Here is a 16163-nt window from a genome sequence, read left to right as displayed (position 1 = left end):
GAGATGAGTACCGGACAAGGCGGTATACCCGAAAGTATTATTGAATCGGTGTTACAGCAGAATGATATTGTCGATACGGTGAGCCGATTTGTGCATCTGACCAAGCAGGGGAAGTATATGAAGGGCCTCTGTCCTTTTCATTCCGAGAAGACGCCTTCGTTCACCGTTACACCTGAGAAACAAATTTTCTACTGCTACGGTTGCGGCACGGGTGGAAATGCCATCAAATTCAGGATGGAAATCGAAGGGTTATCCTTTCCCGAGGCTGTCAAGACGATGGCAGAAGAAAGCCATATCTCTATGGGCGACTGGCAAGGGCGTGAATCTGCTCATGTGAATCCGGAGACGGAACGTCTGTTGGAGGCTTATGAGCTTACCGCGAAGCTGTATCATTTTTTGTTGAAAAATACAGAGCACGGCAAGTCAGCCATGGAGTATTTACGCTCACGAGGTTTTGGCGACAAGTTGATCGACCAGTTCCAGATTGGGTTCGCACCGAATCGTTGGGACACCCTGGTACAATTTCTCGAAAAACGTAACTATCCACTTGAAGAGATGGAAAAGGGTGGACTTCTGTCACCGCGAAATGAAGGTCAAGGATATGTGGACCGATTCCGAGACCGGATTATGTTCCCGATCAATGGCAGGAGCGGTAAGCCGATTGCATTTGCAGGGCGCATATTGGGAGATGGGCAACCGAAGTATCTAAATTCACCGGAAACCCGGTTATTTAACAAAAGCCGTGTTCTCTATAATCTGCATCATGCCAAAAATGCAATTCGCAAACAACGGCAAGCCATTTTGTTCGAGGGATATGGTGATGTCATATCCGCATGGGATCAGGATATCCAGAATGGTGTAGCGGCAATGGGTACGGCTTTAACCGAGAATCAGGCACTGATGCTCAAGGGGATGTGCGACGAGGTCATCATATGTTATGACGGCGACCGAGCAGGACAAGCTGCTGCACTCAAAAATTTTCCCATTCTTGAGGAAGCCGGATTGCAGGTCAAAGTGGCTCTCATTCCTGAGGGACTTGACCCGGATGATTTTATCCGGAAGCATGGTGGTGAACGGTTCCGAAACCAGATTGTGGACGGTGCCGTGACAACTACAAAATTTAAACTTATAAACCTAAAAAAAAGCCATATACTGCTAGAGGGTGGCGGACAAATCGCCTATTCGAAAGAAGCAGTAAAATTGATTGCACCCTTACCTTCTCCAACAGAAAGGGAAGTGTATCTTCGTGAACTGGCTGCAGAAGTGGACGTATCGTTCGAAACATTGAAGCAGGAGTGTAATGAAGAACGGGAGGCGATGAAAAATAACCTCCAGTTTGGGGATAATAACCCGAAAAGGTGGAATAATGGTAGGCAACAAAATAGGCAGGTGCCTACACCCAATCTGTTGCCGGCTTATCACGCTGCCGAACGCAAACTGATTGCCTGGATGTTGCAGGATGATGAGGCTGCCCAGTACGTGAATGAGCATCTTGGTGAAGCTTTTAACTTGGATGATCATGCAGCTATTGCTGCTTATCTATATGCCTACTATGCGCAAGGCAAGCCGTCGGATACAAGCCGTTTTATGTCTTCACTGCATGACGATCGCCTGGAAAAAACGGTCAGTTCAATCTCGATGATGGATGGTCCAGGTGAATGGAGTATTCAAATGCTCGATGATTGCATCAGGGAAGTGCTGAAGCATCCGCGTAAGAAAGAGTACGATTTGAAAAAAGAAGAAATGATTGCTGCAGAGCGGGCAGGTGATTCTGTACGCGCGGCACAGATTGCAATTGAAATGATTGCCCTAGAGAGACAGTGAACGTCTGATTATTGGATGTTTCTAGGGAGGAGGGAGTCGAGTTATGGCGAATGATCAGCATACTGAACTAGAAACAGAATTGACACTGGATCAGGTTAAAGATCAATTGATTGAATCAGGTAAGAAAAGAGCTTCGCTGAATTACAAGGAAATTATAGAGAAACTCTCTCCTTTTGAGCAAGATGCAGAGCAAATGGATGAGTTCTATGAGCAACTGAGCGATCTGGGTATCGATGTAGTGAATGAAAATAATGAAGAGGTTACACTTCGTCCTAGTGAAGATTCCGAGAACAACACCAGAGAGGGAGAGGACGAATTCCACTTTGATGATGATCTGAGCTTGCCGCCAGGTATCAAAATCAATGACCCTGTCCGTATGTATCTCAAGGAAATTGGTCGTGTGCCATTGTTGTCGGCAGATGATGAAGTACAGCTGGCCAAACGGATTGAGAACGGGGATGAAGAAGCCAAGCGTCGTCTGGCTGAAGCGAACCTGCGTCTCGTAGTCAGTATCGCCAAGCGGTACGTTGGACGTGGAATGTTGTTCCTTGATTTGATTCAGGAAGGTAATATGGGTCTGATCAAAGCGGTTGAGAAGTTCGACCACAAAAAAGGATACAAGTTCAGTACGTATGCCACATGGTGGATTCGTCAAGCGATCACTCGTGCTATAGCTGACCAGGCGCGTACCATTCGTATCCCTGTGCACATGGTGGAGACGATTAATAAGCTGATCCGGGTTTCCCGTCAGCTGTTGCAGGAACTTGGGCGTGAACCGACACCAGAAGAAATCGCTGCTGAGATGGATCTGAGTGTGGAGAAAGTTCGTGAAATTACGAAGATTGCACAGGAACCGGTTTCTCTGGAGACACCGATTGGTGAGGAAGATGATTCCCATCTGGGTGACTTCATTGAGGATCAGGAAGCACTTGCTCCGGCGGATGCTGCTGCATATGAGTTGCTGAAAGAACAGCTCGAAGATGTACTTGATACATTGACTGAGCGTGAAGAGAATGTTCTTCGTCTACGTTTTGGTCTGGACGATGGACGGACGAGAACGCTGGAGGAAGTCGGCAAGGTATTTGGTGTTACGCGTGAGCGTATTCGTCAGATCGAAGCCAAGGCTCTTCGTAAGTTGCGTCACCCGAGTCGTAGTAAACGACTCAAGGATTTCCTCGAATAATCGAACTATGGGAGACTTTCCGCAAGACGCTTTAGCGGCGGCGGGGTCTCCTTTATTTTTAATTTAAACGTCTTGATTTCTTGGTTTTGGAAATTCATCCTTGAAATGTTTGATTGGATTTTATTTTATCGCTTTTCCTTGTTCAATGCAAATCAATAAATTAAATGAATGGTGTAGGTGCTTCATGAAACTTTCGAATCGATTACAGCGAATACATGATCAAATTCCCGATGGCAGCCGCATGGCTGATATCGGTTCAGACCACGCGTTGTTACCAGTAGCCGCGATCCGCAGTGGGAAAGCTGCAAGTGCAGTAGCCGGGGAAGTCAATCCTGGCCCTTATGATGCTGCATGCAAACAAGTCAGCGATGCTGGCCTGAAAGAGAAAATCACAGTGCGTCGTGGAGACGGGCTTGATGTGATTTCTGCGGGAGAAGTGGAAGTCATCACCATTGCGGGTATGGGTGGTGCTCTGATCGCGTCTATTTTGGACCGAGGCTTATCCAAACTGGAAGGAGTCCAGCTCCTTATTTTGCAACCGAATGTGGGAGAGGATATCCTCAGACGCTGGTTGTTGGAGCATAATTGGGTAGTTGTAGCAGAACAGTTGCTCGAAGAAGACGGTAAGATCTATGAAATTATAACGGCGATGCCACAATCCGTAAGCCCGATTGCCAATGTTGAGGTGTATCGTGCACGTCCGCTTCAAGGCGGGACAGAATTGACGGAAGATTTGCTGCTACGGATGGGGCCTTATTTGGTTGATCGACCGACGGATGTATTTTTTGCCAAGTGGGAAAGTGAGATCGTCAAACTGCAAGGGGTTGTTAACTCCATCTCCAAATCCGATCAGGATTCTTCCCGGGACAAGGCGGCTGAGGTAGAGCGTCTTATCGCAAACTTGAAGGAGGTTTTGGCATGTTTGCCAAAGGTCAATCTGTAATTCAACTGATGGAGCAACTTGCTCCGAAACATCTGGCTGTACCAGATGATCGCATTGGTCTGCAGCTGGGCAGTTTGCAAAAAGAAATCAGTCACGTGTTAGTTGCTTTGGATGTGACGGATGAAGTGGTGGACGAAGCGATTCGTATCGGTGCCAATTTGATTATCGCCCATCATGCCATTATTTTCCGACCGGTTAAGTCACTGAGTACGGATACGCCTATGGGTAAACTGTATGAAAAGCTGATTAAGCATGATATTGCTGTCTATATCAGTCATACGAACCTGGACGTAGCCGAAGGTGGCATGAATGACTGGATGGCCGAAGCACTTGGCATCGAGAGTAAGGAATCGCTGGAGGATGTACATACAGATCATTTGTACAAACTCGCTGTATTTGTGCCTCGTACGCATCATGAACAGGTTCTTCAAGCCATTCTGGAAGCCGGAGCGGGGAGTATCGGTCAATACAACAAGTGCAGCTTCAACACGGAAGGTACAGGAACTTTTGTACCAGGTGAAGGGACACAACCGTTTATTGGTACTCAAGGGCAGATGGAACGTGTGGAAGAAATGCGTATTGAGACCATTGTGCCTCAAAGCCTGCGTAGTAAGGTCGTTCAGGCGATGCTTAAGGCTCACCCGTATGAAGAAGTGGCCTACGACCTCTATGCAATGGATTTAAAAGGCCGTACGCTCGGCCTGGGACGCTTGGGACCTCTTAGGGAGCCTAAGACATTAGGTGAGCTCGTGGAGGTCGTGAAGACCCAATTCAATGTGCCTCATGTGCGTGTAGTAGGGGATCTGAACAAAACAATCAAAAAAGCAGCGGTTCTTGGCGGATCTGGCAGCCGTTACGCGCTCACGGCTCGCTTCAAAGGTGCGGATGTTATTGTGACCGGGGACATCGATTATCACACGGCTCATGATGCGTTAATGGCAGGCATGTGCATCATCGACCCGGGACATAATTCCGAAAAGATTATGAAACCGAAAACAGCCGATTGGCTTCGTTCGCGTTTGCAAGATAAACGATATGATACGCAAGTTACAGCTTCAGAGGTAAACACGGAAGTATTCCAGTTTATCTAAAAAGACAGTTGCTGTGTGATTCCCAGTAATATTAAGCTTGTCTGGGAACCTAAATGCCTGTATACTATGTAATGTTGTTCGGAAAGTTTGACAGACAATCGCTGGTGGCCTTTGTTGCCACGAGAGGAAAGTCCGGGCTCCACAGGGCAGGATGCTGGATAACGTCCAGTCAGCGCGAGTTGAAGGATAGTGCCACAGAAATGGACCGCCGATGGCCGGATTTTCCGGCACAGGCAAGGATGGAACCGAGGTGTAAGAGACCCCGAGGAACGCTGGTGACTTCGTTCCTGGTAAACCCCATCTGGAGCAAGACCTAATGGGACACAGCCGCCTTTTCGGAGGAGGCAACCTTAGCCCGAGGTGTGTCTAGGTTGGTCGCTTGAGCTGTGCAGCAATGTATGGCCTAGATAGATGATTGTCGCTTCTGGTGGGAGGGTAGTTCCCGTATGAACCACGAAGAGCACAGAACCCGGCTTACGGTAAGCTTTCCTAACTGCAACAACAACACCATAGCAACATAATGTAGTCCACCTATCAGTCGAGGACAACCCGTATGAATCATCCGATGGCCTGACTGATCAGAAGGACCCATGAACATCCGAAAAACATAACTCCTGTTGAAACAGGTTCTATAAAAATAAGGCGGCAGTTCCGAGATTCTCGGGCCTGCCGCCTTATTTTTATTTCTCATATCAAGCTATTCAACCTTCATACATAGGGAAACGTTTATGACAGTTCATTACAGTGTAACGACACTATCCGATGTTAACGAAGCATGCCAGCGTTGAATGGCGCGATCCATTCGTTCTACAGCCTCCGGGAGTAGCTCGGGATCTGTATGCGTGAAGTTGATCCGCATGCGGTTGAGCTCCGGTGTACCCGCATAGAAGGAATCACCTGGCACAATGCACACTTTCTCCTGAATACCGTAAGTGAACAGATTGCTTGCAAGCATGCCTTCAGGCAATTGCAGCCACAAGAACATGCCACCTTGGGGTGAATTCCACGAGATGCCTTCCCATGCTTTGGCTGCCATAAGAGTCGTCAGTGTTTTCATGCGTTTTTCGTAATCCTCTGAAATATGGCGGATATGCGCATCCAAATCGAAGGATTCAAGCAGTGCGTGAAGAGCTCTTTGGTCGATACTGCTGGAATGCAAGTCTGCACCCTGTTTAGCCCGTGCTGCCATTTTGACAATATCGGGAGCGGCCAGAATCCATCCCGTACGAAGGCCAGGTGCTACCGTTTTGGAGAATGTACTGGTGTAGATAACGTTGGAAGGGCCGTCATAGGATACTGCATCCAGTTCTGCAAGAGCAGGGACATCCAATTGCTCCGGATTAAACCGAATTTCACCATAGGGATCATCTTCCAGAATGAGTACACCATACTTGTGGCACAGATCCACAGCCTGCTGTCTTCTTTCTCGTGACCATACTTTACCCGTAGGATTGGAGAACGTTGGGTTGATATAGACGAGCTTTGGACGATGTAGCTGGAGCTGTTCCTCCAGAGACTCAGGCAACATGCCGTGATCATCACAGGCTACGCCGTGAGATTCAGCTTGATAGGAATGAATAACTTGCAGGGCAGCGAGGTAGGTAGGTGATTCAACCAGTACGCGGTCACCCGGATCAAGAAGGATACGACAGACCAGGTCGATGGATTGTTGTGAACCCGTCGTGAGGAGCATATGGTCGGGTGAAGCGGGAATGCCCTTGGATTCAAGACGCTCGGCGATTTTGGCGCGGAGAGGACGGTAACCTTCAGTCTCCGCATATTGAAGAGCGGCTGCTCCGCTCATAAATACTTTTTCATATGCAACGCGGATAGCTTCCAGCGGGAATGAAGTCTGCGCTGGTAATCCACCGGCTAGTGAGATCATTCCAGGTGCCTGAGCGGCCTGGAGCATGTCGCGAACGACAGAGGACGGGGTGTTTTGTGCCATTTTGGACCAAGGGATACTCATGTTATTCTCATCTCCTGTTATTCACTGTTATACTGATATTATAAACTATAATAGACGGACTGCACTATAACAGTAAAATGAAGATCATAACAGTTGGGGGAGCACACATGCATATCGAATTAAAAAGGGGAAGCAGTACCAAATTGTACGTGCAAATTGCGCTAACGATTGCGGACCGTATCAGATCAGGACTGATTGAACCCGGAACCCGACTTCCTTCTGTTCGTAAAATGACCACGGATCTGGGTGTCAGCCTGGTCACCGTATCGAAGGCCTATGCTGAACTCGAAGCGATTCAATTGATTACCTGCTCCCAGGGTAAAGGTTGTTATGTCAGAGGGGCGTTACACACGGATCAGAGGGAGGATGTGGACCGAGCGCAGCGGAAAAATAGCAATAGTGAATCCAGTACGCCATGGAATTGGCAGATGGCACTGGTAGATTATTTACCGCGAGCACAGCTCTGGAGACATTTTGATACGTCACCTCAAGTACGTTATGAACTTCATATGTCAGCGATTCAGCCTGAACTGTTACCTACACGCGAGATTATTGACAGTGCCTACCGGCTTTCCTCAGATCATGCAGAGCGTATGGCGGCGTATGGATCTTTTCAGGGAGATCGGGAACTTAGACAGATTTTTGCGGAACATTTTGCCGAGCGTGGCCTACAGGTGGCACCTGAACGCATGCTAATTACAAGCGGTGCTCAACAGGGAATTGATCTTGTGGCACGGACTTTTGTTGGACCCGGGGATGTCGTGTATATGGAGGCGCCAAGCTATACTGGAGCCATTGATGTGTTTACAAGCAGAGGTGCCAAGATCATTACGGTTCCGATGGACGACGAAGGTATGCGTATTGATCTGTTAACCCGCTTATGTGACACCTATCCGCCCAAGCTGATCTATACGATCCCGACCTATCACAATCCGACTGGTATTACGATGAGTGCAAGAAGGCGAGCACAACTTCTGAATCTTGCGCAAAGTTACCACTGCCTCATTCTGGAGGATGACCCGTTTGCCGATCTTTATTTTCGTGATCCTCCCCCGGCTTCCATTAAATCCATGGATGGCACAGGTCATGTGGTGTACATCAAAAGCTTCAGCAAGGTGCTGTCTCCCGGTTGCCGTATAGCCTGCGCCATTGCAGACGGAAGCGTACTGACCCGGCTTGTGGCTGCGAAATCTACGGCAGATTTGGGGAGCCCACTGCTTACACAGAAGGCATTGCAATCCTTTATTCAGAATCAGTATGGGGCCTATGTATCCCGCTTGAGGGATGAATTGTATTCTCGTTTGTGTGCGGCATCTGAAGTGTTGGAAGAGCATGCTACTAAGGATATACACTGGCGCTTGCCAGAGGGAGGACTTAATCTGTGGCTTCAACTTCCGAGTAGCCTGGATATGCGTGAACTGCATCATCAGTCACTTGCCGCAGGGGTCTCATTCCTCCCAGGTTCCGCCTGTTATGTGGGGGAGACGGATACTTCCAGTCTGCGCATCTGCTTCACGGTAACGAGCGTCGAGCTTTTGTGTGAAGGGCTTCGTGTACTTTGCGGAGTCATTGACAGAGTAACACCTCAGCAGGGTGGGGCAGTTGCGGACAGGCTACCGCTCATATAATTTTTAGGAGTATGGACATACATCCAATCCACTTTCGACTTAATGCAATAGGTTATAGTATCACCAGAAAGGGAGTTGGTTTTGAAATGAACCATTACTGTCCACCGCTTTGTCCGATTGTTTGTGACCCGATCCAGGTTGTTGAGGATTATTACATTCCGCAAATCGTACCTGTAATCCACCCGATTGAAGTGATCAAAAAACATCACTGTGTTCCGATCCACCACCACATGTACCCTGTTGTTGTTAAAGAAGAAGACCCTTGCTACGTATCCAGCCATAATCCGAAGAAAAAATCCGTGAAAAAATCAAGCAAAGCCCGCACAACTTCTCGCAAACGGTAATCGCAGCGGGTGCCCCGGGGAATTGGAATTTGGATATAAACCAAAGAGCAGCGTACGCCCCGGGGCGCAGCTGCTTTTGTGTTTTTACAGAATAGAGTCATGACGACTACTGGGTATACTTTTTCATCGTATTATCCATTTGTTGTCTGACATGCTGGGGCCAAAACTGCAGAGGAGCGCTGTTGCCTGATGCGGCTTGCAGTGCTTTATAGACATCGATCTGCCCATAGCCGAAATACTTATCGTGGCCCGGATCGCCGAGGTCGATGACACTTTGGCGCATCAGATCCATGACTTCCGTGTTGGTTAAGTCCGGGTTCAAGGAACGAATCAACCCTGCAAGCGCGGCTACATGTGGGCTAGCCATGGATGTACCAGACAACGCTGCATACTGATTGTCCGGGTACGTACTTGCAATACTGGACCCCGGGGCCATCACATCCACATAATCCCCGTAGTTGGAATAGGATGCTTTGCTCATATCCGGGTCCGTAGCAGATACGGCAAATACTTCCGGATAGGCAGCAGGGTAGCCAGGACGCTCGGTATTATCGTTCCCCGTGGCTGCAATCAACACGATATCGCGGTCAAAAGCATATTTAATGGCATCATGAAGAAATTGCGCATCAGCATAGTTGCCGAGACTCATATTGATGACTTTGGCTCCATGATCGGCTGCCCAGATGATACCTTCGGCAACGGCATACGTGGTTCCAGACCCCGAGTTGTCGAGCACTTTAACCGGCAGTACCTTGTTATACCAGCTCATGCCCGCCACGCCTTCATTATTGTTGACAATGGCGCCGATAATGCCTGCGACGTGTGTGCCATGTCCCACATCATCCATTGGTTGGCTTCCCGGTTCGACCACATTATAACCCTCAAGGAGCTTGCCCTTCAGGTCAGGGTGATTCATATCCACACCCGTGTCGACCACTGCAACGATGACATCTTTGTTTCCCTTTGTAATATTCCAACCTCTGTTCGTCTCTATCGCAGGCAAGTTCCACTGATAATCGGAGAACAAAATGTCGTTGGGGATCGTTACATCGGTTTGTTCAGCTGTGGTGTCATTGGTTAAATACATGTAGTGGGGTTCCATATAGAGTGGATTCCATTTACCTTCGAAATAGCTATGCAATTGCTTGTAATTCATGTGTTCTGACCGAAAAACATACGTGTATCCCAGCTTACGCGCAGATTGCGCTCTTAGATCAGATTTAATGATACGCATATCCCGTTCACCGGGATCTTGCCGAAAACGGATGACGATTTCATTTTCGTAGAAATGACTGGCATTGGCATTATCATGCCCGGTTTTCACCGTGATTTCGTTCAGCGTATCCGGGTGAACTGACTCAATTTTAAATTTGCCTTCACGCGGATAAGGGATCATGCGCAGATTTTTGCGCTGATGTTGTTCAACAGCATTCAATACGTTCTGGCTAAACAAGGCAATCACAGCTCTTTTACCATCTTTCGAGGGTTGCCCCATTACAAAATATTTTTCTTTTCCCAAAGGAAAAGAAGAGGATTCGAAGCTTTGACGTTTGTTTACTGCTTTTTTGGCAAGGTTCAGCGCATGATCAAGCTTCTGTCGTTCTAGCTTGCTGCCTTGCGGGGATGCCTGATCAAATGGCTTGCCCAATGAGCCATTGGTATCCATAAGATGAATGGATTTGATATGTCCATGTGAACTTTGGAGATCATTCACGTATCGACTAATCTGTGTGTCATTCATTGTTGAGGTTTTCTCCAGCATGATACTGAGATGTTGCTTGGCATCCATGCGAGTCAGGAGATCTGTTGCTTTGACATCCTGCACTTTCAGACGCTGCTTGTTCGTGTGCTCTTCATGAGCTGAATCAGGCAGGGCACCTGGCTTAGGTTCGGGACGATTGGATGTTGGAAGCAGGAGTGTCAGGGCGAGTGCTCCCGCACCAGCTGCAAGGGCCCAGTTAATCCATTTCGGTCTGGACATGGTGGATGGAACCTCCTTCGTTCATTTTGGACAATCATTAACAGTGCTTCATCGTTGTCACTGGTTATATCTATCGTTAGAAAAAGCGGATATTTTTATGCAGACGAGTTCGAGTCTAACTGCGTATAATAGGCATGTTTAATGACAGAAACGGAAAGCATGATTAAGGGATACCGCTCGTCATCTTTTTATGGTAGGATTATAGCTGAGAATTCAAAGGTCAGGGGAAAACCACCGTTGGCCGACCTATATGTAAGGACTTATTTAAGGGGGAGCTACCTTTATGTCAGCAGCCAATGTACAGAAAACATGTGAGTCAACTAGGGAAAAGTTAAAACCGGCTATCGATCGGATTGAAAAATTTTTGAATGAAAATGCCTTGCCTGAACTGGATCAGAATCAGACGGAAGAATCAACAGCCTTCTACAAAGGATTTCTTTCAGATCTCCGTCATTTGCTTGTTTTTTCTGAAGTTTCTTACGAAAAACTTGGCGTTGTGCTGCGTCGTGCCAACTTTGATGTCGATTTTGCCGAAAAGGCTCTTTATAATACGTATCACCAATGCGTAAATAGCTTTTTCTATCCGAAAAATGAATGTTATTCCGAAGACGGAAGATACGCTTACACAGGACAAGACGCCATTCGTTTCCGTGACAAGCCAATCCGTGCAGTACGGGATGTCATTCTTGAGGTTTCCAAAACGTACGAAGAATTGCGCGATGATCTGGCATATTATGAAAGTGACTACTTGACTCAGCGCCGTATGCAAAATCAACGTAATCACGCTTAATTCACGTTTAAACCTTAATATGAAATTGGACGAAACCGCCCTTGTGGCGGTTTTTTTTGCGTCTCTAGGTGAGAATCAGACTATGGCGTGATCATGTCATCATCTGGCATTTTGGCGGGGAATATCGGGTTTGTGGCGGGGAGACAATAGTAGTCGAGGTGATAAAAAATGAGCCAAGACAAACCAATAGTCAAATGCAGCGTCTCCAACTGCAACTTCTGGGGAGAAAACAACTTCTGCCAAGCTGATGCCATCATGATTGACATTGATCAACATGCCACCCGTCGTCTGCATGAGGAATTTGCCGGTGAGACATTTGACTCCGATCACCATGATCATGCACGTACATCCTCAGCAACATGCTGTCACACGTTCAAACCCAAGTGAGCAGTCATCCCTATTCATAACGGAGGTGCTTCTAAATGAAAAATGACGATAATAAGTTTAATTTTCAAGATCGTCCTAAAATCAATGTTGACGGTGAGAAACAGCGTATGCGTGTCGATTATCCCAGAAAAGCACATCGGGAAGAATACGGGGCAGAGGTCGCTCCTCCGACTGTTGTAAGAACTGGAGGTACCGAACGGGCAGAGCCTGTACCTGAGAAGCATGAGGCAGACCGGGTCATGGAATCAACAGGCAGGGTCGCGGGTTACATGGGGCTTGCCTTCGGGATCGCGTCTTTGTTCATGTGGTCAATCGTGCTTGGACCAGCCGCAGCCGTACTCGGTTACTATGCATATGTAAATGGTCGCAAAACAGCGGGAGCTTGGTCCATTGGACTAGGTGTTGTAGCCACGCTGAGTTATTTTTTCATGATTCCATTCGCTCGCTAAAGTGTAAAATATTCATTCAAAAGCCTTCTGTTCTCACCCACATGCGGTGAATTACAGAAGGTTTTTTTCGTATATGCGCAGGTTAGGTGGGGAGATTCATATATTTTTTTGAAAACAATGGAACCTTGCTGTAAAACGATGTAGAATAAGGTCATAATACGCTTATTATACGGGAGTGGGTATAACTCATGCAGATTGATCCAAGCGGATCGCGGCAGTTGTTGGAACTGCAATTGTCCAATGTGAACAACCAAACCAATGGATCAGACCCGGATGCTGGTTCAACAGTGGATTTCGCCAACATGATGGACGGGCTGTTAGGCACGGGTGCCAATTCGTCAAGCAATACGAATTCCAGCGCCACAGTCTCCAAAAGATCCAGTGATGGTCTGTTGTGGCTGCAACTCGGAAGCACGTACAATCCGGATATAATTACTGCAGGATCGTCCTCTGTCTCCAATAACATCGCTGAGTCTTTATTATCTTTATCCAATACAGGAATCGTGGATTCCGGTGCATCTGTACCTACGGATTATGAATCATTGATTACAGAGGCAAGTGCCAAGTATGGTGTGCCTGAATCATTGATCAAGGCCGTCATTGACACAGAATCCAATTTTGACCCAAATGTAGTGTCCTCCGCAGGTGCCAAGGGGCTTATGCAATTAATGGATGGCACGGCTGCAGGGCTGGGTGTGAGTAATTCGTTTGATCCTGCCCAGAACATTGATGCAGGTACGAAGTATCTTTCCCTTCAGCTTCAGCGTTTCGGTGGAGAAGTGAAGATGGCGCTGGCTGCTTATAATGCAGGACCGGGTCGTGTTTCACGTCTGGGCGTGTCGAGTGATAGTGAACTGATGAGTGTACTTAACCGTCTGCCTTCAGAAACTCAGAATTATATTTCCAAGGTGGAAAAGGCACAGTCGAAATATGTGATCTAAATTCACAGAAAGACATTGCGAAAACACATCATTGCAGGACAAGATCAAATGTGGGAGCAGCAGCGCTTGAAACGCTTGTTCCCGGTTGGTCTTTTTGTGTTGTATGGGTATCGTGTTACAATGCTCACTGTAGATTCATGAACGAAGAGATAAGGGAGGTTTAACCTCATTTGAAATATTTTGATTATGCTGCAACCACACCTCCCCATCCCGATGTGATTCGTACGATGGCCGAAATTATGGAGACACAATTCGGAAATCCGTCCTCCATTCACGGGTATGGAGAGCGTGCTCATCAATTGCTGCGTCGTGCTCGATCCGGATGTGCTGCGGCAATAGGTGTTAAGCCTGAAGAGATTGTATTTACTTCCGGTGCGACTGAGAGTAACAATCTCGCAATAAAAGGTGCGGCATTACGTTATCAGTCACGAGGCAGACACATCATAACAACGGCTACCGAGCATGCTTCGGTGTATGAAAGTTTTATGCAATTGCAGCAGTGGGGATGGGATGTAACGCTAATTCCTGTCAATTCCGATGGTGTGGTAGACGCTCAACAGGTTGTAGACGCGATCAGACCGGATACGATGCTTGTGAGTCTGATGCATGTAAATAATGAAACAGGAGCTATCCATCCGATTACAGAGATCGGCAAACAGCTTAAAAAGAAAGCACCACGCGTGCTTTTCCATGTGGATGGTGTTCAGGGCTTTGGGAAAATGAAGGCTATACCTGCCGCTTGGAATGCAGATTTGTACAGTCTGTCTGCTCACAAGATCCGTGGACCGAAGGGAGCAGGTCTCCTGTATGTGCGAAGTGGAGTGGAGCTTACGCCACTATTGTCAGGGGGATCACAGGAGCAGGGCCTAAGAGCAGGCACAGAGAACGTGGCTTTGCTGGTAGGCATGGCCAAGGCCATGCGAATGGCAGCAGAGGATCAGGTTGATTTTGCTCGGCGTACAACGGTGCTTCGTGATCGATTGATGGAAACGGTACATTCCATTCCTGAATTTGAATTGAACAGTCGCAAAGAGGGGGCCCCTCATATTGTGCACTTCTCCTATCCCGGGATGAAGGCAGAAGTGGCGCTGCACACGTTGGAGCAACTTGGCGTAACGATATCCACCCAATCGGCCTGTTCTTCGCGTTCGGCTGAACCGAGTCGGGCTCTACTCGCGATGGGCAGAGATGCAGCTTGTGCTGCTGGCGGATTGCGTATTAGTCTTGGAGATGAACATACAGAAGAAGATGTAGCCTTGCTTGAGCAGGCTTTACATCAGATGGTGGCGCAGTTGCGACCCCTTGAAAGGCGGATGTGAATGGATATGAAATATGATATGCTGCTTCTCCGTTTCGGAGAGTTTATGTTAAAAGGGAAGAATCGTGCACGATTTGAAAAAACAATCATTACACAGGTGAAAGCTTTGCTTAAACCTTATCCAGGAGCGAGCCTTCGCAAAGAATATGGCCGTGTCTATGTGGATCTTGGCGGTGAATCACATACTGAACTGATTAAGGTACTGAAGCGGGTATTCGGTGTGATGTCGATTAGTCCGGTTAAAGTCACCCCATCCGAGCTTGATGAGATTGTGAAAACAGCAGTCGCGTTTATGGACGAAAGACAAGACGAATTTAAGGAAGGCACCACATTCAAGGTAAATGTAAGGCGAGTATGGAAAGAGTTCCCGAACTCTTCGCATGAAATGAATCATCTGGTTGGTTCCCCGATCCTACGGAAGTTTCAGCAACTGAGTGTTGATGTTCGTCAACCTGATATTGAACTTCGAGTGGAAATTCGGGATCAGGGCACCTATATTTTCAACGAAACCATTCCAGCAGTAGGAGGTTTCCCGCTGGGTACGAATGGAAAAGCGATGGTACTGCTGTCAGGTGGAATAGATAGTCCCGTTGCAGCATGGTCTTCCATGCGCCGTGGACTGGAAGTGGAATGTGTCCATTTCTACAGCTACCCGTTCACAAGCGAGCGTGCCAAAGAGAAAGTCATTGATTTGGCGCGTGCCCTTGCTGATCATGCAGGAACAATCAAGCTGCATCTGGTTCCATTTACAGAGATTCAAACGGCATTTACCCAACTGGGTCAGGATAACCTGATCATTACCTTGATGAGACGTTCAATGCTGCGAATTGCCTCCAAACTTGCCGAGCGTGAGCGTGCACTTGCATTGATTACCGGAGATAGCCTGGGCCAAGTAGCGAGTCAGACTCTTCCGAGTATGAATGTCATTGGTCGTGCGACGGATCTGCCGCTGCTGCGGCCACTGGTTATGATGGATAAGCAGGAGATCATCACCCTGTCCAAACAGATCGGAACGTATGACATATCTATTTTGCCATATGAGGATTGCTGTACTCTCTTCGTGCCAAAGTCACCTTCAACCAATCCAAATCTTCGAATTGTGGATAAAATAGAATCAACAATGAGCCAGTTGCCCGAATGGCTGGATCAGGCAGTAGAGCAGACAGAAACGATCACACTTCATGCCGGTGAAACTTCCATGGTATCCAATCAGACAGGTGATAATGGATTGAAGGATGATTGGTTCTAATTCAATAAAAATTAGCACGACTGACATAATAAGGGCTATGTAAACTGAAAAAAAGGACTGTACGAT

At 47.5% G+C, this 16163-nt stretch carries 14 protein-coding genes and 1 other RNA gene; 13 read left to right on the top strand and 2 right to left on the bottom strand.

Features of this window, described 5'->3' with window-relative positions; translation table 11 throughout:
* The first annotated feature begins 3 nt into the window (after nt 1-3).
* The 5 genes from dnaG to rnpB all read left to right on the top strand — a co-directional run bounded on the left by dnaG (nt 4) and on the right by rnpB (nt 5533).
* Nucleotides 4-1824 (top strand): DNA primase, encoded by a 1821-nt coding sequence (gene dnaG, locus MHI06_RS20640; protein ID WP_036615029.1) that lies wholly within the window; start codon nt 4-6, stop codon nt 1822-1824.
* Nucleotides 1825-1867: 43 nt separating this feature from the next.
* Nucleotides 1868-3007, top strand: a complete 1140-nt coding sequence (rpoD, locus tag MHI06_RS20635) for an RNA polymerase sigma factor RpoD (RefSeq protein WP_017687256.1) — start codon at nt 1868-1870, stop codon at nt 3005-3007.
* A gap of 184 nt (nt 3008-3191) precedes the next feature.
* Nucleotides 3192-3950: a class I SAM-dependent methyltransferase gene (locus tag MHI06_RS20630; RefSeq protein WP_340398937.1), complete on the top strand. Its 759-nt coding sequence runs from the start codon at nt 3192-3194 to the stop codon at nt 3948-3950.
* The gene (locus tag MHI06_RS20625) at nt 3926-5041 is read left to right on the top strand and encodes a Nif3-like dinuclear metal center hexameric protein (protein WP_340398936.1); all 1116 of its coding nucleotides are present in this window, start codon (nt 3926-3928) and stop codon (nt 5039-5041) included. The genes MHI06_RS20630 and MHI06_RS20625 overlap by 25 nt, the downstream gene beginning before the upstream one ends.
* Nucleotides 5042-5123: 82 nt before the next feature.
* Nucleotides 5124-5533, top strand: an RNA gene (gene rnpB / locus MHI06_RS20620) — RNase P RNA component class A.
* A gap of 247 nt (nt 5534-5780) precedes the next feature.
* On the opposite strand, the gene MHI06_RS20615 is transcribed toward rnpB, so the two are convergent.
* Complete coding sequence (locus tag MHI06_RS20615; RefSeq protein ID WP_340398935.1) at nt 5781-7010, bottom strand: PLP-dependent aminotransferase family protein; 1230 nt, start codon at nt 7008-7010, stop codon at nt 5781-5783.
* 107 nt (nt 7011-7117) lie between these two features.
* On the opposite strand from MHI06_RS20615, the gene MHI06_RS20610 reads away from it, so the two are divergent.
* Together MHI06_RS20610 and MHI06_RS20605 are read left to right on the top strand one after the other, a co-directional pair.
* The gene (locus MHI06_RS20610; protein WP_340398934.1) at nt 7118-8638 is read left to right on the top strand and encodes a PLP-dependent aminotransferase family protein; all 1521 of its coding nucleotides are present in this window, start codon (nt 7118-7120) and stop codon (nt 8636-8638) included.
* 86 nt (nt 8639-8724) lie between these two features.
* The gene (locus MHI06_RS20605; RefSeq protein WP_036615016.1) at nt 8725-8982 is read left to right on the top strand and encodes a hypothetical protein; all 258 of its coding nucleotides are present in this window, start codon (nt 8725-8727) and stop codon (nt 8980-8982) included.
* Between the two features lie 106 nt (nt 8983-9088).
* On the opposite strand, the gene MHI06_RS20600 is transcribed toward MHI06_RS20605, so the two are convergent.
* Nucleotides 9089-10963, bottom strand: a complete 1875-nt coding sequence (locus MHI06_RS20600) for a S8 family peptidase (protein ID WP_340398933.1) — start codon at nt 10961-10963, stop codon at nt 9089-9091.
* A gap of 283 nt (nt 10964-11246) precedes the next feature.
* Here MHI06_RS20600 and MHI06_RS20595 point away from each other — a divergent pair, with 283 nt between their 5' ends.
* The 6 genes from MHI06_RS20595 to thiI all read left to right on the top strand — a co-directional run bounded on the left by MHI06_RS20595 (nt 11247) and on the right by thiI (nt 16097).
* Complete coding sequence (locus tag MHI06_RS20595; protein WP_062835484.1) at nt 11247-11753, top strand: YpuI family protein; 507 nt, start codon at nt 11247-11249, stop codon at nt 11751-11753.
* Nucleotides 11754-11921: 168 nt separating this feature from the next.
* Nucleotides 11922-12140 carry a DUF1540 domain-containing protein gene (locus MHI06_RS20590; RefSeq protein WP_076211597.1) on the top strand — a complete coding sequence of 73 codons (219 nt, stop codon included), beginning with the start codon at nt 11922-11924 and terminating at the stop codon, nt 12138-12140.
* A gap of 107 nt (nt 12141-12247) precedes the next feature.
* The gene (locus MHI06_RS20585) at nt 12248-12589 is read left to right on the top strand and encodes a hypothetical protein (RefSeq protein ID WP_340402158.1); all 342 of its coding nucleotides are present in this window, start codon (nt 12248-12250) and stop codon (nt 12587-12589) included.
* Nucleotides 12590-12777: 188 nt separating this feature from the next.
* Nucleotides 12778-13530, top strand: coding sequence for a lytic transglycosylase domain-containing protein (locus MHI06_RS20580; protein ID WP_340398932.1), 753 nt, complete (start codon nt 12778-12780; stop codon nt 13528-13530).
* 170 nt (nt 13531-13700) lie between these two features.
* A complete protein-coding gene (locus MHI06_RS20575) occupies nt 13701-14849 on the top strand; it encodes a cysteine desulfurase family protein (protein WP_340398931.1) in 1149 nt (382 codons plus the stop codon).
* A gap of 6 nt (nt 14850-14855) precedes the next feature.
* Complete coding sequence (thiI, locus tag MHI06_RS20570) at nt 14856-16097, top strand: tRNA uracil 4-sulfurtransferase ThiI (protein ID WP_340402157.1); 1242 nt, start codon at nt 14856-14858, stop codon at nt 16095-16097.
* Nucleotides 16098-16163: the final 66 nt, after the last annotated feature.

The organism is Paenibacillus sp. FSL H8-0079, from assembly GCF_037991315.1.
In the GTDB taxonomy this organism is placed as follows: domain Bacteria; phylum Bacillota; class Bacilli; order Paenibacillales; family Paenibacillaceae; genus Paenibacillus.
The sequence above is the reverse complement of the archived record's forward strand: the minus strand, read 5'-3'. Positions and strand labels throughout refer to the sequence as shown.